This window comes from Pseudomonas sivasensis (assembly GCF_021391435.1).
Classification (GTDB): Bacteria; Pseudomonadota; Gammaproteobacteria; order Pseudomonadales; family Pseudomonadaceae; genus Aquipseudomonas; species Aquipseudomonas sivasensis.
Genome location: NZ_CP090029.1, coordinates 1,696,760 through 1,720,752 on the forward strand (window position 1 = coordinate 1,696,760; position 23,993 = coordinate 1,720,752).

21 protein-coding genes are annotated in these 23,993 nt (G+C 60.6%); 10 read left to right on the forward strand and 11 right to left on the reverse strand.

What is annotated here, in order from left to right; translation table 11 throughout:
* Positions 1-23 precede the first annotated feature (23 nt).
* The 3 genes from adeC to LRO94_RS07575 are packed head-to-tail and all read right to left on the reverse strand — an operon-like array spanning position 24 to position 5,791.
* Complete coding sequence (adeC, locus tag LRO94_RS07565; protein WP_095184043.1) at positions 24-1,481, reverse strand: AdeC/AdeK/OprM family multidrug efflux complex outer membrane factor; 1,458 nt, start codon at positions 1,479-1,481, stop codon at positions 24-26.
* On the reverse strand, positions 1,478-4,639 hold the full coding sequence (locus LRO94_RS07570; protein WP_032888352.1) for an efflux RND transporter permease subunit: 3,162 nt from the start codon (positions 4,637-4,639) through the stop codon (positions 1,478-1,480). The genes adeC and LRO94_RS07570 overlap by 4 nt, the downstream gene beginning before the upstream one ends.
* Positions 4,640-4,642: 3 nt before the next feature.
* A complete protein-coding gene (locus tag LRO94_RS07575) occupies positions 4,643-5,791 on the reverse strand; it encodes an efflux RND transporter periplasmic adaptor subunit (RefSeq protein WP_032888349.1) in 1,149 nt (382 codons plus the stop codon).
* A 286-nt stretch (positions 5,792-6,077) separates the two neighbouring features.
* Here LRO94_RS07575 and LRO94_RS07580 point away from each other — a divergent pair, with 286 nt between their 5' ends.
* The gene (locus LRO94_RS07580) at positions 6,078-6,710 is read left to right on the forward strand and encodes a TetR family transcriptional regulator (protein ID WP_032888346.1); all 633 of its coding nucleotides are present in this window, start codon (positions 6,078-6,080) and stop codon (positions 6,708-6,710) included.
* Positions 6,711-7,016: 306 nt separating this feature from the next.
* On the opposite strand, the gene LRO94_RS07585 is transcribed toward LRO94_RS07580, so the two are convergent.
* From LRO94_RS07585 to LRO94_RS07595, 3 genes are read right to left on the reverse strand one after another with little or no spacing between them, the layout of a single operon-like run.
* Positions 7,017-8,072: an alkene reductase gene (locus tag LRO94_RS07585; RefSeq protein WP_032888343.1), complete on the reverse strand. Its 1,056-nt coding sequence runs from the start codon at positions 8,070-8,072 to the stop codon at positions 7,017-7,019.
* 28 nt (positions 8,073-8,100) lie between these two features.
* Positions 8,101-9,267: an MFS transporter gene (locus LRO94_RS07590; RefSeq protein ID WP_179179425.1), complete on the reverse strand. Its 1,167-nt coding sequence runs from the start codon at positions 9,265-9,267 to the stop codon at positions 8,101-8,103.
* A gap of 13 nt (positions 9,268-9,280) precedes the next feature.
* The gene (locus tag LRO94_RS07595; protein ID WP_012722694.1) at positions 9,281-9,607 is read right to left on the reverse strand and encodes an ArsR/SmtB family transcription factor; all 327 of its coding nucleotides are present in this window, start codon (positions 9,605-9,607) and stop codon (positions 9,281-9,283) included.
* 154 nt (positions 9,608-9,761) lie between these two features.
* On the opposite strand from LRO94_RS07595, the gene LRO94_RS07600 reads away from it, so the two are divergent.
* Positions 9,762-10,346: an acyl carrier protein phosphodiesterase gene (locus LRO94_RS07600; RefSeq protein WP_032888337.1), complete on the forward strand. Its 585-nt coding sequence runs from the start codon at positions 9,762-9,764 to the stop codon at positions 10,344-10,346.
* 114 nt (positions 10,347-10,460) lie between these two features.
* On the opposite strand, the gene LRO94_RS07605 is transcribed toward LRO94_RS07600, so the two are convergent.
* Both LRO94_RS07605 and olsB read right to left on the reverse strand, forming a co-directional pair.
* Positions 10,461-11,252 carry a lysophospholipid acyltransferase family protein gene (locus tag LRO94_RS07605; protein WP_179179424.1) on the reverse strand — a complete coding sequence of 264 codons (792 nt, stop codon included), beginning with the start codon at positions 11,250-11,252 and terminating at the stop codon, positions 10,461-10,463.
* A complete protein-coding gene (gene olsB / locus LRO94_RS07610) occupies positions 11,252-12,007 on the reverse strand; it encodes an L-ornithine N(alpha)-acyltransferase (RefSeq protein WP_032888332.1) in 756 nt (251 codons plus the stop codon). Before olsB ends, LRO94_RS07605 begins: the two co-directional genes overlap by 1 nt.
* Positions 12,008-12,191: 184 nt before the next feature.
* Here olsB and LRO94_RS07615 point away from each other — a divergent pair, with 184 nt between their 5' ends.
* The 4 genes from LRO94_RS07615 (at position 12,192) to LRO94_RS07630 (ending at position 15,409) form a co-directional block, all read left to right on the forward strand.
* The gene (locus tag LRO94_RS07615) at positions 12,192-13,265 is read left to right on the forward strand and encodes a serine hydrolase domain-containing protein (protein WP_179179423.1); all 1,074 of its coding nucleotides are present in this window, start codon (positions 12,192-12,194) and stop codon (positions 13,263-13,265) included.
* The gene (locus LRO94_RS07620) at positions 13,262-13,576 is read left to right on the forward strand and encodes an amidase (protein ID WP_095184047.1); all 315 of its coding nucleotides are present in this window, start codon (positions 13,262-13,264) and stop codon (positions 13,574-13,576) included. Before LRO94_RS07615 ends, LRO94_RS07620 begins: the two co-directional genes overlap by 4 nt.
* An 83-nt stretch (positions 13,577-13,659) precedes the next feature.
* A complete protein-coding gene (locus tag LRO94_RS07625; protein ID WP_032888323.1) occupies positions 13,660-14,250 on the forward strand; it encodes a YceI family protein in 591 nt (196 codons plus the stop codon).
* Position 14,251: 1 nt separating this feature from the next.
* Entirely contained in the window at positions 14,252-15,409 is a 1,158-nt protein-coding gene (locus tag LRO94_RS07630; protein WP_122764898.1) for a phospholipase D-like domain-containing protein, read from the forward strand.
* A 127-nt stretch (positions 15,410-15,536) separates the two neighbouring features.
* Here LRO94_RS07630 and bglX read toward each other — a convergent pair whose 3' ends face one another.
* Positions 15,537-17,828, reverse strand: coding sequence for a beta-glucosidase BglX (bglX, locus tag LRO94_RS07635; RefSeq protein ID WP_179179422.1), 2,292 nt, complete (start codon positions 17,826-17,828; stop codon positions 15,537-15,539).
* A gap of 244 nt (positions 17,829-18,072) precedes the next feature.
* On the opposite strand from bglX, the gene LRO94_RS07640 reads away from it, so the two are divergent.
* The 4 genes from LRO94_RS07640 (at position 18,073) to LRO94_RS07655 (ending at position 21,492) form a co-directional block, all read left to right on the forward strand.
* Positions 18,073-18,684 (forward strand): LemA family protein, encoded by a 612-nt coding sequence (locus LRO94_RS07640; protein ID WP_095184049.1) that lies wholly within the window; start codon positions 18,073-18,075, stop codon positions 18,682-18,684.
* Between the two features lie 4 nt (positions 18,685-18,688).
* Positions 18,689-19,417 carry a TPM domain-containing protein gene (locus tag LRO94_RS07645; RefSeq protein ID WP_122752608.1) on the forward strand — a complete coding sequence of 243 codons (729 nt, stop codon included), beginning with the start codon at positions 18,689-18,691 and terminating at the stop codon, positions 19,415-19,417.
* A gap of 31 nt (positions 19,418-19,448) precedes the next feature.
* The gene (locus tag LRO94_RS07650) at positions 19,449-20,066 is read left to right on the forward strand and encodes a TPM domain-containing protein (RefSeq protein WP_032888481.1); all 618 of its coding nucleotides are present in this window, start codon (positions 19,449-19,451) and stop codon (positions 20,064-20,066) included.
* Positions 20,067-20,274: 208 nt separating this feature from the next.
* Positions 20,275-21,492, forward strand: coding sequence for a class I SAM-dependent methyltransferase (locus LRO94_RS07655; RefSeq protein ID WP_179179421.1), 1,218 nt, complete (start codon positions 20,275-20,277; stop codon positions 21,490-21,492).
* 41 nt (positions 21,493-21,533) lie between these two features.
* Here LRO94_RS07655 and LRO94_RS07660 read toward each other — a convergent pair whose 3' ends face one another.
* A complete protein-coding gene (locus LRO94_RS07660) occupies positions 21,534-22,433 on the reverse strand; it encodes a DMT family transporter (RefSeq protein ID WP_032888485.1) in 900 nt (299 codons plus the stop codon).
* A gap of 460 nt (positions 22,434-22,893) precedes the next feature.
* A complete protein-coding gene (locus tag LRO94_RS07665; protein WP_179179420.1) occupies positions 22,894-23,910 on the reverse strand; it encodes a DUF4917 family protein in 1,017 nt (338 codons plus the stop codon).
* Positions 23,911-23,993 lie beyond the last annotated feature (83 nt).

The following is a 23,993-nucleotide window of genomic DNA, read 5'->3' on the forward strand; positions in this document are numbered from 1 at the left end:
AGCGGTTTTTTAGTTCAGCGTGATCAGAACAACTTCAACGCCGGTGCTTCTTCTTTCAACGGCTCATTCTTCGCCGTCTGCTCGTTCCAGCCGCCGCCGAGGGCCTTGTACAGGTTGACCTCGCTGGTCAGCTGCGCCAGGCGGTCGGTGATCAGCGATTGCTGGGCACTGAACAGTTGGCGTTGTGCGTCGAGGAAGGTCAGGTTGCTGTCGACACCAATGCGGTAGCGACGCTCAGCCAGGCGGTAGTAATCCTGGTTGGCCCCGACGAAGCCACGCTGGGCATCCAGTTGCTGCTTGTAGGTCTCACGGGCGGCGAGGCCGTCGGAGACTTCCTGGAAGCCGGTCTGGATGGCTTTCTCGTAGTTCGCCACGTTGATCTCTTTCTGGATCTTCGAGTAGTCCAGGCTTGCGCGCAGGCTACCAGCGTTGAAGATCGGGATGTTGATCTGCGGTGCAAACGACCAGGTGCCCGAACCGCCTTTGAACAGACCGCCCAGGGTCGGGCTTGCGGTGCCCGCACTGGCCGTCAGGGTGATGCTCGGGAAGAACGCTGCACGGGCCGCGCCGATGTTGGCGTTGGCCGCCTTGAGGTTGTACTCGGCCTGCACGATGTCGGGACGACGTTGCAGCAGGTCCGATGGCAACCCGGCCGGCACGTCGCTGAGCAGGTCATCCGACAGTGGCTTGCTGGCGATATTCGCCGGCAGGCCGGTGCCCAGCAGCAGGGTCAGGCTGTTTTCGTCCTGGGCCACCTGGCGGGTATAACGCGCCAGTTGCACGCGGGCGTTTTCCACCGACGTGCGGGCCTGGCTGAGATCGAGGGCCGAGGCCACGCCGACTTCGTTGCTGCGCGAGGTCAGTTTGAAGCTCTGCTCGAACGCGCCCAGGGTGTCCTGGGTGAGCTTGAGCAGTTCCTTGTCGGCCTGCCAGGTCAGGTAGGCATTGGCCACACTGGCCACCAGGCTGATCTGGGTGCTGCGCCGCGCTTCTTCGGTGGCGAAGTACTTCTGCAGCGCTTCTTCACTCAGGCTGCGGACACGGCCGAACAGGTCCAGCTCGTAGGAACTGATCCCCAAGCCAGCCGAGTACTGGCTGGCGATGGTCGCTTCACCGGTCTGCGACAGCTTGGCCGGCGTACGCGAACGGCTGCCGCTGCCCGTGGCCGATACGGCCGGGAACAGATCGGCGCGCTGGATCTGGTACTGCGCGGCATAGGCATCGATGTTCAGGGCAGCAACGCGCAGGTCACGGTTGTTTTCCAGCGCAGTCTTGATCAGCTGTTGCAGAGCAGGGTCATGGAAAAACTGCCTCCAGCCCTGCTCGGCAGCGGCTTGGTTCGGCGCCTGGGCTGGCGAATACGCCGGCCCCTGCGGGAACTGTGCCGCCACCGGCGCTTCGGGGCGCTGGTAGTCAGGTATCAGCGAGCAGCCACTGAGCACGAAGGCGGTGACGGCTAGGGAAAGTAGCGACTTGCTCATTGGCCAGCCTCTTTAGGAGTTTGCTTAGGTTCAGTCTTTTTACGCTCGCCCGCGGCGGACACGGTTGCAAAGAACAGTGGCACCCAGAAGATCGCCAGGACAGTGGCCGTGATCATACCGCCAATTACGCCGGTACCGATCGCGTGCTGGCTGCCTGAACCGGCGCCCGAGGAGATCGCCAGCGGCAGTACGCCGAGGACGAACGCCATGGAGGTCATGATGATCGGACGCAAGCGCATACGCGATGCTTCGATGGCGGACTCGACAATGCCTTTGCCTTGTTCGTGGAGCTCTTTGGCGAACTCCACGATCAGGATGGCGTTCTTCGCCGCCAGACCTACCGTCACGAGCAAGCCCACCTGGAAGAACACGTCGTTGGACAAGCCGCGCATGCTGGTGGCGATCAACGCACCCACCACGCCGAGCGGAACCACCAGGATCACTGCGATCGGGATCGACCAGCTTTCGTACAGTGCCGCGAGGCACAGGAACACCACCAGCAGCGACAGCGCATACAACGCCGGCGCCTGGGAGCCGGAGAGGCGTTCTTCATACGACAGGCCCGTCCAGGCGTAGCCCACGCCCGCTGGCAATTGCTTAGCGATGCGTTCGACTTCGGCCATGGCGTCACCGGTACTGTAACCCGGTGCTGGCGTACCGAGGATTTCCATCGCCGCCACACCGTTGTAACGCGAGAGTTTTGGCGAACCGAAGATCCACTTGCCCGAGGCGATGGACGACAACGGCACCATCTTCCCGGAGTCGCTGCGCACGAACCATTTGTTCAGGTCTTCCGGGGACATCCGGCTGGCGGCTTCACCTTGCACGTACACCTTCTTCACCCGACCACGGTCGATGAAGTCGTTGACGTAGCTACCACCCAAGGCAATCGCCAGGGTCTGGTTAATGCTCGACAGGGTGATGCCTTGGGCACTGGCCCTCTCGTCGTCAACGGTGAGTTCGTACTGCGGCTCATCGTTCACGCCGTTAGGGCGCACACCTGCCAGGATCTTGCTTTGTGCTGCCATACCCAGGAACTGGTTACGTGCCGCCATCAGTTTGTCATGGCCGACACCGCCTTGGTCTTGCAGGAACACGTCGAAGCCGGTGGCGTTACCCAGTTCCAGTACAGACGGCGGAACGATGGCGAATACCATGGCGTCCTTGAAGGTCTGCATGAAGTAGCCCTGGGCGCGCTTGGCGATCTCGAATACCGAGGTGGAAGCATCACGCTCGCCCCACGGTTTGAGCATCACGAAGGCCAGGCCCGAACTCTGGCCACGACCGGCGAAGTTGAAGCCGTTCACGGTAAACACCGATTTCACGCCTTTGCCTTCGCCCGGCTCGCCTTCCTTGTCGTTGAGAAGGAACGCGCGCATATCGTCGATGACTTTTTGCGTCCGTTCAGCCGAAGAGCCGACTGGCGTCTGCACCTGGGCAAAGATCACGCCCTGGTCTTCATCGGGCAGGAACGCAGCAGGGATGCGCATGAACAGCCAGATCATGCCGGCGATGATCAGCGCGTACACCAGGAACGCCGGGATCTTGTGCTTGATCATGTTGCCCACGCCGCGCTCGTAGCTCAGTACGCCACGGTCGAAGGTGCGGTTGAACCAGCCGAAGAAACCACGCTTGGGTTGGCCGTGCTTTTCGGGGTCGATCGGCTTGAGCATGGTGGCGCACAAGGCCGGGGTGAAGATCAGGGCAACCAGTACCGACAGCGCCATCGCCGAGACAATGGTGATGGAGAACTGTTTGTAGATCACACCGGTGGAACCACCGAAGAACGCCATCGGCAACAGTACCGCCGACAGTACGAGGGCAATACCCACAAGGGCGCCTTGGATCTGGCCCATGGATTTGATCGTCGCGTCTTTCGGCGATAAGTGCTCCTCGGCCATTACCCGCTCAACGTTTTCGACCACCACGATGGCATCGTCCACCAGCAAGCCGATGGCCAGGATCATGCCGAACATGGTCAGGGTGTTGATGGTGAAGCCAAACGCGGCCAGGATCCCGAAGGTACCCAGCAATACCACCGGCACCGTCATGGTGGTGATGATGGTGGCGCGGAAGTTCTGCAGGAACAGGAACATCACCAGGAACACCAGCACGATCGCTTCGACCAGGGTGTCGACGACACCGGAGATCGATTCGGTCACTACAGGCGTGGTGTCATAGGGCACCACGGCCTTCATGCCAGGCGGGAAGAACGGTTCGAGCGACGCCACAGTAGCGCGGATGGCTTTGCCGGTGTCCAGCGCGTTGGCGCCCGAGGCCAGCTTGATCGCCATACCCGAAGCGGGCTTGCCGTTGAACTGCGCAGCAATGCTGTAGTTCTGGCCACCCAGCTCAATACGGGCGACATCCTTCAGGCGTACCTGTGAGCCGTCGGTATTGACCTTCATCAGGATATTGCCGAACTGCTCGGCCGTCTGCAGGCGGGTCTTGCCGATGATCGTGGCGTTCAACTGGGTGCCGGGCAGGGCAGGCAGGCCGCCCAGTTGGCCGGTGGCCACCTGTACGTTCTGTGCGGAAATCGCCGTGCTGACATCCACCGGCGTAAGCTGGTAATTGTTCAGCTTTGCCGGGTCAAGCCATATACGCATGGCGTACTGCGAACCGAACACCTGGAAGTCACCCACACCAGCGGTCCGTGAAATCGGGTCCTGGATGTTCGAGACGATGTAGTTGGAGAGGTCGTCCTTGGTCATGCTGCCGTCTTCCGACACCAGACCGATTACCATCAGGAAGTTCTTCACCGACTTGGTCACGCGGATACCCTGCTGCTGCACTTCTTGCGGCAGCAGTGGGGTCGCCAGGTTCAGCTTGTTCTGCACCTGAACCTGGGCGATGTCCGGGTTAGTGCCCTGGTTGAACGTCACGGTAATCGTCATGCTGCCGTCGGAGTTACTGTCCGAGGAAACATAACGCAGGTTGTCGATACCGTTGAGCTGTTGCTCGATGACCTGTACCACGGTGTCCTGCACGGTTTGTGCGGACGCGCCTGGGTAGGTCACCTGAATATCAATGGCGGTCGGCGCAATGGCTGGATACTGGTTGATGGGCAACTTCATGATCGAAAGTGCCCCGACCAGCATGATCACCAGGGCAATTACCCAGGCGAAAATGGGACGGTCGATAAAAAATTTCGACATGGATTACTCCCCTTTGCCAGCAGCGGCAGCAGGAGCAGCAGCGGAACCTGCGGGCTTGGCGTTGTCAGCGTCCTTGACCTTGACCTCAGCGCCCGGCTTGACGTACTGCAGCCCTTCGGTGATCAGGCGGTCCCCGGCGTTCAGGCCTTTTTCCACCAGCCAGTAGGCGCCGGCGGTGCGGTTGGCCACCAGTTCACGCTGCTCGACCTTGTTGTCGGCGTTGACGATCAGCGCTGTTGGAATACCCCTGAGATCACGGGTCACGCCTTGCTGCGGTGCCAGGATGGCCTTGCTGTTCACACCGGCTTGCAATTGGGCGTGTACGAACATGCCCGGCAGCAGGGTGTGGTCAGGGTTAGGGAACACGGCGCGCAGGGTGACCGAGCCGGTGGTCTGGTCGACCGAGACTTCGGAGAACTCCAGCTTGCCGTCCTGGCCGTAATCGCTGCCGTCTTCCAGGGTCAACTTGACCTTGGCGGCATTCGCACCGGCTTTTTCCAGCTGACCGCTCTCCAGGTCGCGGCGCAGTTTCAGCATTTCAGCCGACGACTGTGTGACGTCGACGTAGATCGGGTCCAGTTGCTGAATCACGGCCATCGCATCGGCCTGGCCATTGCTGACCAGCGCGCCTTCGGTGACGGCAGAACGGCCGATACGCCCGGAAATCGGCGCGTACACCTTGGTGTAGCGCACATTGATCTGGGCGGTTTGAACGTTTGCTTCGGCAGTCATGCGGTTCGCGACAGCGGTGTCGTATTCCTGACGGCTGACGGCTTGTTCATCAACCAACTGCTTGTAGCGATCGGTGATGGACTTGGTCTGGGTCAGCGTGGCTTGTGCGCTTTTCAGGGTGGCCTCATAGACCGACGGATCGATCTGATACAGCTGCTGGCCTTCCTTCACGTCCGCGCCTTCTTTGTACAGACGCTTGAGGATAATGCCGTTGACCTGAGGGCGAACTTCCGCGATGCGGTAGGCGGTGGTGCGGCCTGGTAGCTCGGATGTCAGAGTAAAGGCTTGCGGTTGAAGGGTGACCACGCCGACCTGAGGGATTTGAGCGGGCGGAGCCGCTTCTTCCTTTTTACATCCGCTGAGCAGCGATGCCAGGGCGACGGCAGTGACCAGAGCGGTAACAGCTGGCTTAAGTTGCATGAAGATCCTCGGGTCAGGCGCGCAGGGTGCGCACAAGAAGGGTGGAAGGGTAAAAAACAGGCTGTGAGTAGATAAGTAGCTTGCTACGCAATATACTTACGTTCATGGTTGTTTGTAAACTCTTGACAGGCTTCGCGCAATGTTGACAAAGCAACACCCGAAGCCTCGATTCCATTACGTTCGGCACCCATGACGGTGTCGTCCCACAAATATTCAGATGATCGTTCGCGTCTATTAACGTTGCGTTAACGATAGTCTCAAGTGTCCTGATTGAGGTTCTACTGCCATGGTTCGTCGCACTAAAGAGGAAGCTCAGGAAACGCGCAGCCAAATTCTTCAAGCCGCCGAGCAAGCCTTTTACGATCGCGGCGTCGCGCGTACGACGCTGGCGGACATCGCCGCGTTGGCCGGCGTGACGCGGGGCGCGATTTACTGGCACTTCAGCAATAAGTCCGACCTGTTGCAGGCGCTGCTCGACACTTTGCATGAGCCGCTGGACGAATTGGCCAGGGCCAGTGAGAGCGAGGACGAACTCGATCCACTGGGGTGCATGCGCAAGCTGCTGATTCATCTGTTTCATCAAGTGGCCCTGGACCCGAAAACCCGCCGCATCAATGAGATTCTGTTTCATAAGTGCGAATTCACCGATGAAATGTGCGACATGCGCCGCCAGCGCCAGACCCACAGTCTGGAATGCAATCTGCGCATCGGCCTGACTCTGCGTAATGCGGTCCATCGCGGGCAACTTCCGGAAAACCTCGATACCACCCGCGGTGCTGTTTGCATGCATGCCTACATCAACGGGCTGATTGGCCAGTGGCTGTTGGTCCCCGACAGCTTCCAATTGCATCAGGAAGCCGAGCGCTGGGTAGATGCAGGGCTAGACATGCTGCGTCTGAGCCCGAGCCTGCGCAATTGAAACAAAATGCGTAATTGCATCAGGTTGTGTCAACAGTAAAGCTTAAGGACGGTCAATCGTCCTTCTGCCTGATTGGTGGGATGACTTTATATACGGGCTGGTGGGCGGTTGATAGGTAGCCGCCTAAGTATTTTGTAGGGATTTTGTTGCGGTTCTGTGAAGCAATGTAGCCAGAACCTGTAGGCCGCCAACAACGTGAAAGGGGGCTTGCCCCCGATGGCAGTGGTTCAGTCAACACATACAGTGACTGACGCACCGCCATCGGGGGCAAGCCCCCTTTCTCATTTGGTTTTAGGTTTCGGCCGATTAAAGCGGCAGGGTCGGGTAGTCGATGTAACCCACCGGGCCCTTGCCGTAGAAGGTTTCCGGGTGTGCTTCGTTGAGCGGCGCATCGGCCTTCAGACGTGCTGGCAGATCCGGGTTGGCAATGAATGGTACGCCCCAAGCCACCGCATCCGCTTTGCCCTCGGCCAGCCAGGCATTGGCGCTGTCTTTGGTAAAGCGTTCGTTGGCGATGTATACGCCGCCGAACGCTTTTTTCAGTTGTGGGCCGAGGCTGTCCGCGCCTTCTTTTTCACGGGAGCAGATAAAGGCGATGCCACGTTTGCCCAGTTCGCTGGCGACGTAGGTGAAGGTTTCCGCGAGGTTATCGTCGCCCATGTCGTGGGAGTCGGCACGCGGTGCCAAATGCACACCCACACGCCCGGCGCCCCAGACTTCGATGGCTGCGTCGGTCACTTCCAGAAGCAGGCGCGCACGGTTTTCCAGGGAGCCGCCGTAGTTATCGGTGCGCTGGTTGGTGCTGCTTTGCAGGAACTGGTCGAGCAGGTAGCCGTTGGCGCCGTGGATTTCCACGCCGTCAAAACCAGCGGCCTTGGCGTTTTCGGCACCGGTGCGGTAGGCGTCGATGATGTCGGCGATTTCAGCTGTTTCCAGGGCGCGCGGGGTAGGGTAGTCGGCCAGTGGGCGAACCAGGCTGACGTGGCCTTTTGGCTGGATCGCACTCGGCGCCACCGGGGTTTCGCCGTTCAGGTACGACTCATGGGAGATACGGCCCACATGCCACAGTTGCAGGAAGATCTTGCCGCCCGCGCCGTGAATCGCCTTGGTCACGTTGGCCCAACCGCGCACTTGGTCGTTGGACCAGATGCCTGGGGTGTCCGGGTAGCCCACGCCCAGCGGGGTCACGGAGGTGGCTTCACTGAGGATCAGCCCGGCGGACGCACGTTGCACGTAGTACTCAGCCATCAGTGCGTTGGGTACGCGGCCTTCATCAGCGCGGCAGCGGGTCAGCGGCGCCATGATGATGCGGTTCGACAGTTCCAGGTCGCCCAGTGTGATCGGATCGAAAATAGTCGTCATGGGAAAACACCCTTCTCTTTGAAGTTGATCAGTTGGTCGCAGGGGCCAGGTCGGCATCGCCGCCCTGACGGAAAGTAATCAGGGTTACCAGCAGCGCCAGGATCGCCAGGGCCGCTGCCGCCAGAGGCACGCTGGTCAGGCCGAAGCCGTGGGCGATCACGCTGCCGCCGACCCAGGCGCCGAGGGCGTTGCCGATGTTGAAGGCGCCGATGTTCAAGGTGGACACCAGGTTCGGTGCGGCCTTGCCGAAGGTCACCACGTTGATCTGCAACGCAGGGACAGCGGCAAACGACGCGGTAGCCCAGAGGAACAGCGTGATTTCAGTCGGGATCACCGCGACGCTGGTCCAGCTCAGTGCGGTGGATACCACCGCCATGCTGATAAACACACCGATCAAGGTTGCGGCCAGGCGTTTGTCGGCCAGTTTGCCGCCGATGATGTTGCCCACGGTGAGGCCCAGGCCGATCAACAGCAGGGTCCAGGTCACGCCTTTGGGTGTCACGCCGGTGACATCGCCGAGCAGCGGCGCAACATAGGTGAAGAGGGTGAACATCGATGCTGCGAACAGCGCAGTCATGCTCAGCGACAACCAGATGCCGGCACCTTTGAGGGCGGCCAGTTCGGCGCGCATGTCGAGTTTTTCTTCGTCACGCTTGGCTGGCAGGAAGCGGATCAGGCCGATCAACGCCACCACACCAATCACCGTCACCGCCCAGAAGGTCGAGCGCCAGCCGGCTTCCTGGCCCAACGCGGTGCCCAGCGGCACACCGAGTACGTTGGCGAGGGTCAAACCAGTGAACATCAATGCCACGGCCGAAGCGCGTTTGTTGGCTGGCACCAGGTTGGCCGCCACCACCGAGCCGATCCCGAAGAACGCGCCATGGCATAGCGCGGTAACCACGCGGGCTAACATCAGCACGTTGTAGTCGCTGGCCAGGGCGCAGAGCAGGTTGCCGACAATAAAGATGCCCATCAACGCTACCAGCGCGGCCTTGCGCGGCAGCTTGGCGGTGGCCAGTGCCATGAAGGGCGCGCCAATGGCTACGCCTAAGGCATAACCGGTGACCAGCCAGCCGGCGCCGGGGATCGACACGCCGAGGTCTGCCGCCACATCGGGCAACAGGCCCATGATGACGAACTCGGTGGTGCCGATGGCGAAGGCGCTCAGGGCCAGTATGAGTAGCGAGAGGGGCATTTGGGTTTCCTTGTTACAGCGCTGCGTTGTCGTCAGCGCTGAGTTCTGTGGTGAGCGCCGCAAGGAAGGCCTGGATGGTTTCCTCGTTGCGTTTGAAGAAGTGCCACTGCCCGGCCTTCTGGCTGCTGATCAAACCCGCCCGTTGCAAGGTGGCCAGGTGGGCCGACACGGTCGACTGGGACAAGCCGCAGCGTTGGTCGATCTGACCGGCACAGATGCCGTATTCGTGGTTGTGCAGTTGCTCGGGAAATTGCACTTTCGGGTCTTTGAGCCAGGTGAGGATGTCTCGTCGTACTGGGTGCGCCAGGGCTTTTATTATTTCGTCGAGGTCGATGGACATGGCAGGTGCTCAGTGTCGTAAAGCGTTATATCGCGATGAGGCGAACCTTAAATCGTTATATCTCGATATACCAATATGATTTTGGTCTTAACTCAGCCCAAATCGGTATATCGGGTTATAACGATACGTTGACGGCAGTGCTAGACTGCGCGCCATGAATTATCTCGCACATCTGCACCTGGGCGGCCAACTTCCTGCACAACTGCTGGGCAGCCTCTATGGCGATTTCGTCAAAGGTCGCCTGCAGGGCCAGTTCAGCCCGCCCATCGAAACGGCGATCCAGCTGCATCGCTCCATCGACCGCTTCACCGACAGTCACCCGCGGGTGGGAGAGGCGTTGTCGCGTTTCAGCCTCACCCGCAGGCGTTATGCGGGAATCGTCCTCGACGTGTTTTTCGATCACTGCCTGGCGCGGGACTGGGCGCTGTATGCCGACCAACCCTTGGAGCACTTCACTTCGCAGGTGTACCGCGTGCTGGCGGCCGAACCGCAGTTGCCGGGGCGCTTGGCGCAGATTGCGCCGTATATGGCCGCGGATGATTGGTTGGGGTCGTACCGCGAGTTTGCGGTGATGGAGCAGGTGCTGCGGGGGATTTCGCGACGGCTGACACAACCCCAGGAATTAGGGTTTGCGATGCAGGAATTGCGTGAGTTGTATGAGCCGTTGAGTGAAGACTTCCGGATCTTCTACCCCGAACTGCAAGCCTTCGCGCATAACCATCTGACAACACAAAGCTAAATGTGGGAGGGGGCTTGCTCCCGATTACGGTGTGCCAGCCACCACTGATGCTGGCTGATCCACTGCTATCGGGAGCAAGCCCCCTCCCACATTTGGAAAAGTGTCTGGCTCATATCACGCGGCAAAGGCTGGTCGCGTCGCTACTTGTTCAGTCTCCGGCACCGGCCCAAACAACGCCCTCTGCACCGCCTGCTGCGCCTGATGCGCCAGCGCCGCGCGTTCCTGCCCGGCGCAGGCAATCGGCTTGAGCACATGGATCTCCACATCGCCCTGATCATTGCCGAACAAGCGCATCAGGTGCGACAGCAAATCATCATCGCCAATAAACGGTGCCAATGGGTCCACTTGCCCATCGCGCAGATAACGAATCGCCACCGGTTGCAGCGCCACGTCCGCATCAATCGCACTGGCCAGCAAGCGTCCGTGGAAGGTACGCAGGCTGCGCCCGTCGGTGGTGGTGCCTTCGGGGAACATCAGCAATGGATGCTGTTGTTCCAGGTGACGGGTCATCTGCTTGCGGATCAACTGGCTGTCGCCCGAACCACGACGGATAAACAGGCTACCGGCCTTGGCTGCCAACCATCCCGCCACCGGCCAAGTGCGCACTTCCGCCTTGGACAGGAACGACATCGGCGCCACCGCGCCCAGCAACGGAATATCGGTCCAGGACACGTGATTGCTCACCCACAGCATCGGCTGCGTCGGCAACTCACCGTGCACGGTCACGCGAAAGGGCAGGGCGTTGGTCAGCCGCGCCATAAAGAATCGCGACCAACGCTGGCGCCGCACCATGGAGTTGGCGATGCCCAAGCGCTCGAACACACCAAACACAGTGGCCATGCTTAAACCCAGCGCCACGACCACCAGCACGCGGGCAATGCGCCCGTACACGCGCAGGCGGCTCATCACATGGCCGCCTTGAAGTGGCGCGCATAACGCGGGCACAACTCATCGCGCTTGAGCAGGATGAACACGTCGGCCACCTGGAAATCTTCATCCCAGCACGGCTCGCCGCAGATCTTTGCGCCCAGGCGCATGTAGGCCTTGAGCAGCGGAGGCATCTCCGCGATTACGTTGGTCGGCAGGTCCAGCGCCGGCAGCGGTTTTTTCGGTTCGGCGCGCAGGTGTTCGTTGCACAGGTAGCGTTCGCGCAGGCGCTGCATGATTGCGTGGGCCTGGATGCCGCCGTCGTGCATCGGGATGCTCGCGCAGCCCATCAAATAGCTGTAGCCGCCTTGGTTGAGGACTTCAGCCAACTCGCCCCACAGCACAGCGATGGTGCCTCCGTTACGGTAGGCCGGGTCGACGCAGGTGCGGCCGATTTCCAGGATTGGGCCTTGCAGGTGCAGCAAGCCGTGCAGGCTGAATTCTTCTTCGCTGTAGAACCGGCCCAAGGTGCTGGCAGCCTGGTGGTCGAGCAAACGGGTGGTGGCGACGAGTCGTCCGCTGTTCAAATCCCGCACGCCGATGTGGCTGCAGTGAACATCATAGTCATCCATGTCCAGACCCAGTTCCGCGCCTTTCAGCTTGGCGTTGAACTCGCCGCTGAATACGTTGAACCGCAGGGCCTGGGCTTCCTGCAACGCTTGTGCGCCAACCAGGCGTTCGGCTTGCAGACGGCGTTCATTGCCGGTGTCGCTGATGCGGGCGATCTGAGTCATGGCGAATCTCCGAGTGCCAGCCACGTTCCGGCCGGTCGACTTGTTTGTCCAAACTCAGGCTATGTAGGCTCGGTGTCATCTCCATGAAGTTATGGTGACGCTTGGATGACAGCCCCTTTGTCGCAAATCTGTCATCACCCTCGGCTAGGCTCGCGGGCTTGAATGCCCCCTTGAGTCTGTGTCCATGGTCAGAGGCCTGCTGTGCGTTGCCCTGCTGTTTGCCACCGTTACCGCCCGCGCCGACACCTGGCCCGACAAGGACTGGGCCAAGGGCACGCCGCTCGCCGGGCCCGCCATCCAAGCACTGGATGCCTACGCGTTCCCGCCGCGTGACGATGCCACTCGCCAAGGCGTTCGCACCGATGCGCTGCTGGTAATCCGCGACGGCCAGATCATCTATGAACGCTACGCCGCGCCCACCACCGCCGACACGCCGCACCTGACCTGGTCCATCAGCAAGAGCCTGATGGCCACCGTTCTGGGCGTCGCCTATGGCGATAATCGCTTCAAACTGACTGACCCGGTGGCGCGCTTCTACCCGCCGATGAAGCAACATCCCACGGTGACCATGGCCGACCTGCTGCACTGGGCCTCGGGCCTGGACTGGCAGGAAGACTACGAATACGCCCCGCTGAAATCCTCGGTGGTGGCGATGCTCTATACCCGTGGCCGTGCCGATATGGCTGAGTTCGCCGCCAATACCGAATCCTTCAGTGCACCGGGCCAGGTCTTCCGCTATTCCAGCGGCGACAGCAATATTTTGTCCGCCGCGCTCAAAGGCATGCTGGGTCACAAGGCTTATATGAGTTACCCGTGGGATGCGCTGTTCAAGCCGCTGGGCATTCGCAACGCCACGTGGGAAACCGATGCCGATGAAACCTTCGTCGCCTCGTCCTATGCCTACTTGACCGCGCGCGATTTGGCCCGCGTCGGTTTGCTGATGGCGCGGGACGGTCGCTGGGGCGAGCAACAATTGCTGCCTGAAGACTGGGTGGCTTTCAACCGCCAGCCCTTCGCCAACTACAAGGCCGGCCAGAACGAAGCCGTCCCTGGCGGTCATTGGTGGCTGAACCAGGGCACCCCGCGACCCTGGCCCGACGCCCCCGCCGACACCTTTGCCGCCCTCGGCCATTGGGGCCAGGCGCTGTACGTGATGCCCACCGAACACCTGGTGATCGTGCGTTACGGCGACGATCGCGACGGCAGCTACCGCCACAACGAACTGCTCAAACGCGTGCTTGCGGCGGTGCAACCATGATCCGTCGTCGGCCGTTTACCAGTGTCTTTTTACTGTTAGTTCTGGGCCTGCTGGGTTGGATCTGGCACGAGCGCGTTAACCTGCAAGCCTTCCCCGACATCATTGCGGCGTATACCGCCAAGGAGTATTGCTCGTGCCGGTATGTGGCGAACAATCCAGCCGATTATTGCCGGGGATATGTGAAGCAGTACGTGCCCACCAGTGCGTTCAGTGATAACCCGGAGCGCAGTGAAGTGACGGCGAGCGGGTTGGGGCGTACGCACCGTGCACGCTGGTTCGGCGACCGCCAGGGCTGTCGCCTGAGTCCTTGACCCGTCTCGCTTCCACATTGGATTTGCGCCGCTTGTGACATTGCGCTTAAGGTTCGTGCAGGTTTTTTCCCCACGAGTCCTTAATGTTCAACGCGTCTGTTATCAAACCCCTGGCCTTTGCCCTGCTGGTCGCTGCCGCCGTACCCGCCCACGCCGATTGGTACCTGGACAACGAGTCCTCGCGCCTGTCGTTCGTCACCACCAAAAACACCGAGATCGCTGAAGTCCATCGCTTCCTGGTGCTGCACGGTAAGGTCGACAGCAAGGGCGCGGCGCAATTGGAAGTGGAGCTGGAGTCGGTCAACAGCAGCATCCCGCTGCGTGACGAGCGCATGCGCAATCAGCTTTTCGAGATCAAGACTTTTCCTGATGCGCTGATCAGTGCACAGATCAACCTGCAACCGATCAATGACCTGGCCCCCGGCGCGCAACTGGAATTGCGCCTGCCGCTGAACGTCACCTTGCACGGCAAAACCCAGACCTACAGCGCAGAACTCCTGGCCACGCGCCTGGATGACCGGCGTTTCCAGGTGGTGACCCTGGAACCTGTGGTGTTGCACGCCGAGGACTTCGACCTGGCACCGGGTGTGGCGGCATTGCGTGAAGCGGCGGGGCTCAAGTCGATCAGCTTGTCGGTGCCGGTGGGTGCGGTGCTGATTTTTACGGCGCGCTGACGTGAGCGGCGCGGTGTTCCCGTGGCGCAGCGCCAACCGTTTCGAGTTGTTGATCGACGGACCGAATTTCTTTCCACAAATGCTCGTGGGCATTGCCCGCGCTGAGCGCCAGGTGGATCTTGAGTTGTACTTGGTGGAGGCGGGCGCGTGCGCCGAAGCGCTGGTGCAGGCTTTGGTGCTCGCCGCCGAACGTGGCGTGCTGGTGCGTTGCCTGTTCGATGACTACGGCAGTCTCGCGTTCACTCTGGGACTGCGTAAGCGTTTGACCGATGCCGGTGTGGTGCTGCGTTTCTACAATCGCCTGAGCTGGCGCCGTTGGATGCGCAACCTGTACCGCGACCACCGCAAGCTGCTGCTTATCGACCAGAATATCGCCGTGGTCGGCGGCACAGGCGTCACCGATGAATTCTGGACGCCGGGCGAAGACACCGCCGAATGGCACGAAGTGATGGTGCAGATCAGCGGCCCGCTGGTGCTGGATTGGCAGGCGCTGTTCGATCGCCAATGGCACGCCAACGTGGCGCGCCGGGAGTGGAAACCGGCCACCCATTTCGGCTTGCCGCGCCTGCCCAAAGTACCAGCGACCGGCCCGGGACTGGGCCGCGTCGCGTATGCGGACGCCCGTCAGCACCGCGACATCCTGCAATCGCTGATCCGCGCGCTCAACAGCAGCAAGACACGAATCTGGCTGGCCACGCCGTATTTCTTGCCCACATGGGGCGTGCGCCGTGCCTTGCGCCGGGCGGCAGGGCGTGGGGTAGATGTGCGTTTGCTGCTCACCGGCCCGCGTACTGATCACCCGTCGGTGCGTTACGCCGGGCATCGTTATTACCCACGCTTATTACGCTCGGGCGTGCAGATCTTTGAATACCAGCCGTGCTTTTTGCACCTGAAAATGGTGCTGGTGGACGATTGGGTCAGCATCGGCTCGTGCAACTTCGACCACTGGAATCTGCGCTTCAATCTGGAAGCCAACCTTGAAGCGTTGGACCCGGAATTGACGCTGGCGGTCGAAGGCAGTTTCGAACGGGATTTTGCCCAGAGTCAGGCGGTGAGCCTGGATGCTTGGAAGGCGCGACCGTTGTGGCGGCGGGTGAAGCAGCGGGTGTGGGGGTGGATTGATCGGTTGGTGGTGAACGTGCTGGACCGACGCGGCTAGCAAGAACACTGAGATCAAATGTGGGAGGGGGCTTGCCCCGATAGCGATGACTCAGCTCCAGATCTGCTGGCTGGTACACCGCAATCGGGGGCAAGCCCCCTCCCATATTGTTTGACCGTGTCAGGCGTTAGAGCAGTTCGAACGTCTGCTGCTGCACATCCCGGGAGTCCAGGCCGATCTGCACATTGAACTCGCCGGGTTCCGCCGCGTACTTGAGCTGGGTGTTGTAGAACTTCAAGTCTTCCTCGGTGATGGTGAAGTGCAAGGTGCGCTCTTCACCAGCCTTGAGCATGATTTTCTGGAAGTTCTTCAGTTCTTTGATCGGACGGATCATCGAACCCGCGACGTCCTGGATATACATCTGCACCACGGTTTCGCCGTCGACCTTGCCGGTGTTCCGCACCGTGACGCTGGCGTCGAGCTTGCCAGTCTTGTTCAGGGTGGTGGACGACAGCGCCATATCCGACAGGCTGAACGTGGTGTAGCTCAGGCCATAACCAAACGGGAACAGCGGCCCGGTGGTGTCATCGAAGTACTGCGAGGTGTAGTTGCCCGGTTTGCCTGGGGTAAACGGCCGGCCGATGGTCAGGTGGTTGTAGTAGGTCGGAATCTGGCCCACGGAGCGGGGGAACGTAATCGGCAGCTTGCCCGACGGGTTGTAGTCACCGAACAGCACGTCGGCGATGGCGTTGCCGCCTTCGGTGCCGGCGAACCAGGTTTCCAGGATCGCGTCGGCCTGTTGGTTCTCTTCCAGGATCGACAGCGGGCGGCCGTTCATCAGCACCAGCACCAGCGGCTTGCCGGTGGCCTTGAGCGCCTTGATCAGGTCGCGCTGGCTTTGCGGGATGTTCAGGTCGGTGCGGCTCGACGATTCGTGGGACATGCCACGTGACTCACCCACGGCCGCGACGATCACGTCGGCATCCTTGGCCGCTTTGACGGCCTCATCGATCAGCACCTGCGGTGCGCGCTTGTCATCCACCACTTCCGGGGCATCGAAGTTGAGGAAGTTGAGGTAGTCCACCACGGCCTTGTCGTTGGTGATGTTGGCGCCACGGGCGTAGATGATCTTGCCTTTCTCGCCGATGACCGCATTCAAACCGTCGAGCAGGGTCACCGATTGTTCCGGCTTACCGGCAGCGGCCCAGCTGCCCATCATGTCGATCGGCGCCTTGGCCAGTGGGCCCACGAGCGCGATGGTCGCGGATTTTTTCAGTGGCAGGGTGTTGTTCTGGTTTTTCAGCAATACCAGGCTGCGGCGCGCGATATCGCGGGCCTCGGCGCGGTGCAGGCGGCTGTCGGCATAAGTGTCTGCCGGGTCATCCTCGGCCTTGCCGATGCGCAGGTACGGGTCCTTGAACAGGCCCATGTCGTACTTGGCGCCGAGCACTTCGCGCACGGCGTTGTCGATGTCGCTCTGTTCGATCTCACCGGACTTGAGCAGCCCAGGCAATTCCTTGCCGTACAGCGAGTCGTTCATGCTCATGTCGATGCCGGCCTTGATCGCGAGCTTCGCGGCTTCACGCCCGTCCTTGGCCACGCCGTGCTTGATCAGTTCGAAGATCGCGCCATGGTCGCTGACGGCCAAGCCTTTGAAGCCCCAGTCCTTGCGCAGCAGGTCGTTCATCAGCCAGGTGTTGGCAGTGGCAGGCACGCCGTTGATCGAGTTGAGCGCCACCATCACGCCGCCGGAGCCGGCCTTGATCGCCGCGTGGTACGGCGGGAGGTAGTCCTGGTACATCTTGACCGGGCTCATATCGACCACGTTGTAGTCGCGGCCGCCTTCCACCGCGCCGTACAGGGCGAAGTGCTTGACGCTGGCCATGATGCTGTCGGCATTTGCGGGGCTGGCGCCCTGGAAGGCCCGGACCATGACTTCGGCGATTCGCGACACCAGGTAGGTATCTTCGCCGAAACCTTCGGAGGTACGGCCCCAGCGTGGGTCGCGGGAGATGTCGACCATCGGCGCGAAGGTGATGTCGAGGCTGTCAGCGGCGGCTTCCTGTGCAGCGATGCGCCCTGAGCGGCCGATGGCGTCCATGTCCCAGCTGGAGGCCAGGGCCAGGCTGATCGGGAAGATGGTGCGGTGGCCGTGGATCACGTCATAGGCGAAGAACATCGGGATCTTCAAGCGGCTGCGCATGGCCGCGTCCTGCATCGGACGGTTTTCCGGGCGGGTGATGGAGTTGAACGTGCCACCGATGCGGCCGGCGGCGATTTCCTTGCGGATCAGCTCGCGGGGCATTTCGGGGCCGATGCTGATCAGGCGCAATTGGCCGATCTTCTCATCGAGGGTCATCTGCTTGAGCAGGTCGCTGACGAAGGCGTCCTTGTCTTTAAGCGCAGCAGGCTTTGTTTCTGCCCAGACGGGGTGGGTGGCCAGCGTGGCAACAAGGCCGAGCAAACACAGCTTCTTCATGAATATCCTTTTTCGGCTCACTGCACAGCAAACATGCGCTGTTCTGCCAAAATGTGGGGAACATATGTTGTTGTTCGAGTGTTATTGCAGAAAATGCACCACACTTCTGAACTCTTATTTGCGCTGGGCATCTTTTTAGCTGAATGATTCGATGCAATCCAGTAGTGGGAGCGGATTATGCCCCAAGCGCGCGGTTTATAGGGTCAGTCGTCAAATTCCATCAAGATTGCTCAGGAGAGACACCATGCAAGCAGCACAAAGTTACCGCTGGGGCTTCAAAGCCGCAGCTTTGCTATTGATCAGCACGGTGCTGAGCGGTTGCGGCATCAACACTATCCCCACCCTGGACGAACAGGCCAAAGCCGCGTGGGGCCAGGTGCAGAACCAATACCAACGCCGCGCCGACCTGATCCCTAACCTGGTGGAAGTGGTCAAAGGCTACGCTGCCCATGAACAAGACACCCTCACCGCCGTAATCGAAGCGCGGGCCAAGGCCACCTCGATCCAGGTCGACGCCAGCACCCTCGACAATCCCGAGAAACTCAAACAGTTCCAGCAAGCCCAGGACGGTTTGAGCGGCGCGCTTAGCCGCTTGATGGTGGTGTCCGAGCGCTACCCGGACCTCAAGGCCAACCAGAACTTCCTGGCCCTGCAATCCCAGCTTGAAGGCACCGAAAACCGTATCGCCGTGGCCCGTCGTGATTTCATCCAGGCCGTGCAGGCCTACAACACCGAGATCCGCACCTTCCCAGGTCGTCTGTGGCACAGCGTGATGTACAGCGACTTGCCGATCCGCCAAACGTTTGAAGCCACCAGTGCCGATGCCGATAAAGCACCGCAAGTGAAGTTCAAGTAAGCCGATGCGCTTATTACGGATAGGGCTGGCGCTGTGGCTGCTGGCCTGCGTGGGCGTGGCCCAGGCAGCGCTGACCTTCCCGGAGTTGACCGGACGGGTGGTCGATAACGCCCAGATGATCGACCCGGCGGTGCGCGCGCAGTTGTCCCAGCAGTTGCAGGCGCTGGAGCAAACCGCCGGCGACCAGATCGTGGTGGTCACCGTGCCTGACCTGCAAGGCGTGCCTATTGAAGACTTCGGTTATCAACTGGGGCGCCACTGGGGCATTGGCCAGAAGGGCAAGGACAACGGCGCGCTGTTGATCGTCGCCCGCGATGAGCGCAAATTGCGCATCGAAGTCGGTTACGGCCTGGAAGGCGTGCTGACCGATGCGCAGTCCTGGGTGATCATCAACCAGGTGATCACCCCCAAATTCAAAACCGGCAATTTCAGCCAGGGCATCAGCGACGGGGTGGCCGCGATGATCCAGGTGGTGGGCGGTGAGCCATTGGCGGTACCGGCCCATGTGGCGGATGCCAATTTTGCCAAGGATAATCCCGGGTTTTCCATCGGCCTGGTTATCCTGCTGATTGGCGTGTTGTGGCTGTGCAACCGTATGGGCCTGCCGGTGGGCGCGATCCTGCTGGCGATTCTCAGCAGCAGTGGACGCGGCGGCGGCGGGGGAGGCGGTGGCGGTGGTTTTCGCGGCGGCGGTGGCGGCTTCGGCGGCGGCGGTGCTTCAGGTGGCTGGTGATGACAATAACTAGAAAAGAGCATGTACAACCATGGCATTACTGACTGAACACGAGCAACGCCAAGTCGCTGAGGCAATTGCCCGGGTCGAGCAACAGACCGACGCCGAGTTGGTCACCGTGCTGGCCGCGCGTGCCGACGATTACGCCTACATCCCCTTGTTGTGGGCCAGCTTGATCGCCTTGGTGGTGCCGGGTGTGGTGCATTACCTGTCCGGCTACCTGACCATGTACACCTTGCTGCTGGCGCAATGGGCGACGTTCATCGTGTTGTGCCTGGTGTTCCGCTTGCCCAAGGTCACGACCCGCTTGATCCCGCGCTCCGTGCGGCACTGGCGCGCTTCCAACCTGGCGCGCCGGCAGTTTCTGGAGCAGAACCTGCACCACACGCTGGGCAGTACCGGGGTGCTGATTTTTGTCAGCGAGGCGGAGCGTTATGTGGAAATCCTGGTGGACGATGGCATCTCCAGCCGCCTGGATGACAGTCATTGGGATGGGATCGTCAGGGCGTTTACCCAGCAGGTGAAACAGGGGCAGACGCTGGCTGGGTTTATTGCGTGTATCGATGCATGCGGTGAATTGCTGAAGGTGCATGTGCCGGTAACGCAGACCCGCAATGAACTGCCAAACCGGCTGGTCGTACTGGAATAGTCCCGCCGCCACTGGCTGAAAATGTGGGAGGGGGCTTGCCCCCGATTGCAGAGTGTCAGTCAACGATGTTCCAACTGATCCACGGCTATCGGGGGCAAGCCCCCTCCCACATTTGAGTCTGCGGTGACCACTGGTCAAATAACTCCGTGCCCTGGTGGACTATCCCCCCTAAAATGCCCGGCATTCCCAGCCCGAGGCGTTTTTGTTCATGTCCGTCACCGCTCAACCTGTCCGCCCTGCGCCGGATCATCACGCCCAGTTCATCGAACTGTTGAGCACAAGCCTTGCGCAGAACGCCTTTATCAAGCTGGTGCTGGCCAAGTACGTCGGTGACGAAGCCGAGCTTCAGCGGCTGATCATCAAGGCGGTGACCGTCAAGGAGCAGCCATGCCTGTCCTTCGTCTACCGCTACAAGACCCGTGACATCACCAAGAACTTGCCGCTGGCCGACGGCGTGGCGGCGATTGCCGAGCTGCTGCCGGCGTCGTTCAAGAATGCGCACTTGCTGTCGCTGACCGACGAAGCCCAGTTGGAATACAGCAAGAAGAACAAAAGCTCGCTGTTCAAAAGCAAGCCGCAGCAACTGCGCGAAGCACCTTCGGCGGAGCATAACCGTGAGAAGAATCGCTTCCTCGACCTGAGCCGGCCGTTCCTCGCCGATCTGGGCGTGACCGATTCCAAGCAGGCGCTGATCCCGTCGATGTCGCGCAAGTGGAAGCAGATCAACAAGTTCATCGAAGTGTTCAGCCATGCGCTGACCTCGTCACCGCTGAAGCTGGATCAACCGGTGCGTGTCGCCGACTTTGGTTCGGGCAAGGGCTACCTCACGTTTGCGATCCACGACTACCTGCGCAACACCCTCAAGGCCGAAGGCGAAGTTACCGGCGTTGAATTGCGCGAAGACATGGTGACCCTGTGCAACACCGCCGCTGCGCGCCTGGAACACCCGGGTCTGGTGTTCAAATGCGGCGACGTACGCAGCGTGGCGCCGAGCGAGCTGGACGTGATGATCGCCCTGCATGCCTGCGATATCGCCACCGACTATGCGATCCACACCGGTATCCGCTCCGGCGCGTCGATCATCATGTGTTCGCCGTGCTGCCATAAGCAGATCCGCTTGCAGATCCAGAGCCCGGTGCTGCTCAAACCGATGCTGCAATACGGTTTACACCTGGGCCAGCAAGCGGAAATGGTTACCGACAGTTTGCGAGCATTGTTTCTCGAAGCCTGTGGATACGAGACGAAAGTGTTCGAGTTCATCTCGTTGGAACACACCAACAAGAACAAGATGATCCTCGCGGTCAAGCGTAACGAGCCGGTGGACAATACGCAGTTGCTGGAGAAGGTTCAGGAGCTTAAGGCGTTCTACCACATCACTGAACACTGCCTGGAAACCCTGCTGCGCGCGGATGGCTACCTGGCCTGAACACTGCTCAAATGTGGGAGGGGACTTGCCCCCTTCCACATTTAGACTGCACTTGGCTTGGGGACTGGCGCAGGTTGCACCGCCGTCTTGCGCCCCAGCATTACCGTCACAATCACCCCGCACGCAAACACCCATGTAATTGGCTCGATATGTTCCCCAAAGAACAACGCCGAAAACGCGATGGTGAAGAAGATCTGCAACAGCTGGATCTGGCTGACCCGCGCAATGCCGCCCATGGCCAACCCGGCGTACCAGGCAAAGAACCCCAGGAACTGCGAGAACAGCGACACATACCCAAATGCCCACCAGGTACGCATGGAAATCGCACCTTGATGCTGCGCCGCCAAGTACCACACCGGCCCGATCAGCACCGGCGTTGACAGCACCAGCGCCCAACAGATCACCTGCCAGCCGCCCATCTCCTTGGCCAATCGACCGCCCTCGGCATAACCCAAACCGCCCACGGCAATCGCGCCGAGCATCAAGAGATCCCCCGCCTGGATGCTTCCGGCGCCGGTGATCAACGCATAACTCAATACCAACGCACTGCCCAATGCGGCGCAGGCCCAGAAGGCTTTCGACGGCCGTTCATGGGACAGCCATGCTGCATACAGCGCCACGCAAAGCGGTTGCAGACCGTTGACCAGCGCACCATGGGACGCCGGCAAGGTTTGCATGGCCCACGCCGACAGCACCGGGAAACCGAGAATGACCCCGGCGATCACCAGGCACAAACCCCGCACCTGGCGCCAGGTCGGCCAGCGCTCACGGCGCCACAGCAACAGCGCCGCCGCCGGTACCGCCGCGAACAACGCTCGGCCCAGGCCATTGAGCAACGGGTGGATTTCCTGCACCACGATACGGGTGAAGGGCAGGGTCAGGCTGAAGATGATGACGCCCAGCAGGCCGAGGGCCATGCCGGTGTTTTCGCGCGAGCTCATGGGGGCAACCGAAATCTAGAGGGCTTCAAGGGAAGCCCATATAGCCACAACCCCCGTCGAACGCGGGCCTACAGCTGGATACGGATTTATCCGTACAGTTGATCTTGTGTGGGCGCTGGCTTGCCTGCGATTGCATCATGTCGTGGTCACTGACACACCGAGGTGTCTGCATCGCGGGCGCGGTAGCCCCGCCATAGAACCCGCGAAAGGCATCGGCCGACAACGGGCCGGGCTTGTCTCGCGTTGAGGGGCGAAGCGCTCCCTGATGAAGACGAATGCGGTGTATCCGCCGCTCCTCTGCGCCTGGTTTTTAGGCTGCTGCGCAGCCCTACGCGGGACAAGCCCGCTCGCTACAAGAACGCGCTCGACTGAAATGACTCATGCAGGACTCTAGACTTAAGGGTTGGTATTTAAGCCTTTAAAGTCAGTAACTTATTTAAGTTTGATAAGGCGGGCTTGATCAGCGTTCCACAGGTACTGAGAGTGCTGGATCACCCAGTGGATGCGTGCGCGCCGCAAAAAACTTCAGCTCCACGCCGCTGCTGTCAAATAACTCCGAATACCGCCGCTTCTGCTGGCGAATAAACCCGTCACTGCGCCCCGACACCGAGATCGCCAGGGTGCTCAAATTGGCTTGGCGAATGGCATCCACCAAGTGCTGATCCTGAGGCCCCAGGCCGTGCCCAAAGATGCACAGCGCGCCTTCATAGGTCAGCAACTGCTCATAGCAGAACGACAGGTAGTCCGAACTGCGGATGGTCTTGAGCTTCTCCTGCACGGTGCCTTCGCTGACAAACAGCGGCACATCGTCCAGAGTCTTGATCGTGTTGTTGATGGCAAAGCTGCTGAGCAAGGTGCTGTCAGTCGTGGGTAATTTGCGTGCGGTGCCGTCGAGGTTTCGCACCAGGTGCAAGCCGCCGTGCAGGTACAGGATGCGTGTGGCGTCGGTGCGGGTGTTGCGCAGGTCGAAGCTGGCGTCGGCGCTGCGGAACAGATCGTCGATGCCCGGCGTGTGCAGGATCGCCCAATAGTTGAGCAGGTCATAGTTGCTGGTGAATACGGTGGAGTAACCGGCCAGCTCCGCGTTGATCGTCGCCAGTGTCGATGGCTTCACCAAGCGCCAAGGGATATGCACGGCGTGGATGGTGTTGATCAATGCTTCCTTGATCGCGTAGTAGCGATTACGCGGCGCCGCCGAGCTGACCGCCAGGGCCTTGTTGACCCGGCTGGTGGTTTTCAGCGCGCCCAGTGCTTGTTCGAAACTGCGGGTTTGCAGGGCGTCGAACACACTGAGTTCGGATGGGCTGAGGGGTTTTTCTTCGACGGTGCGGGCGTTTTCGAACAGCGAGTCGTAGGCAAAGTCTTCCCAAACCGTACGGCTCGCGCCGTTGCCGATCAGAATCCCAGTGAAGTCGATGGTGCTGCGCAGGGCACTCCAGTCTTCAAGGTGGGCGTCAATATCCTGGAAATCCTTCATTGCGGCGGGCTACTCGAAATCGGCTGGGCGGTGACTTTATCACGAGCTGACGTTGATCCTGATCAAGATGCCGCAGACAACTG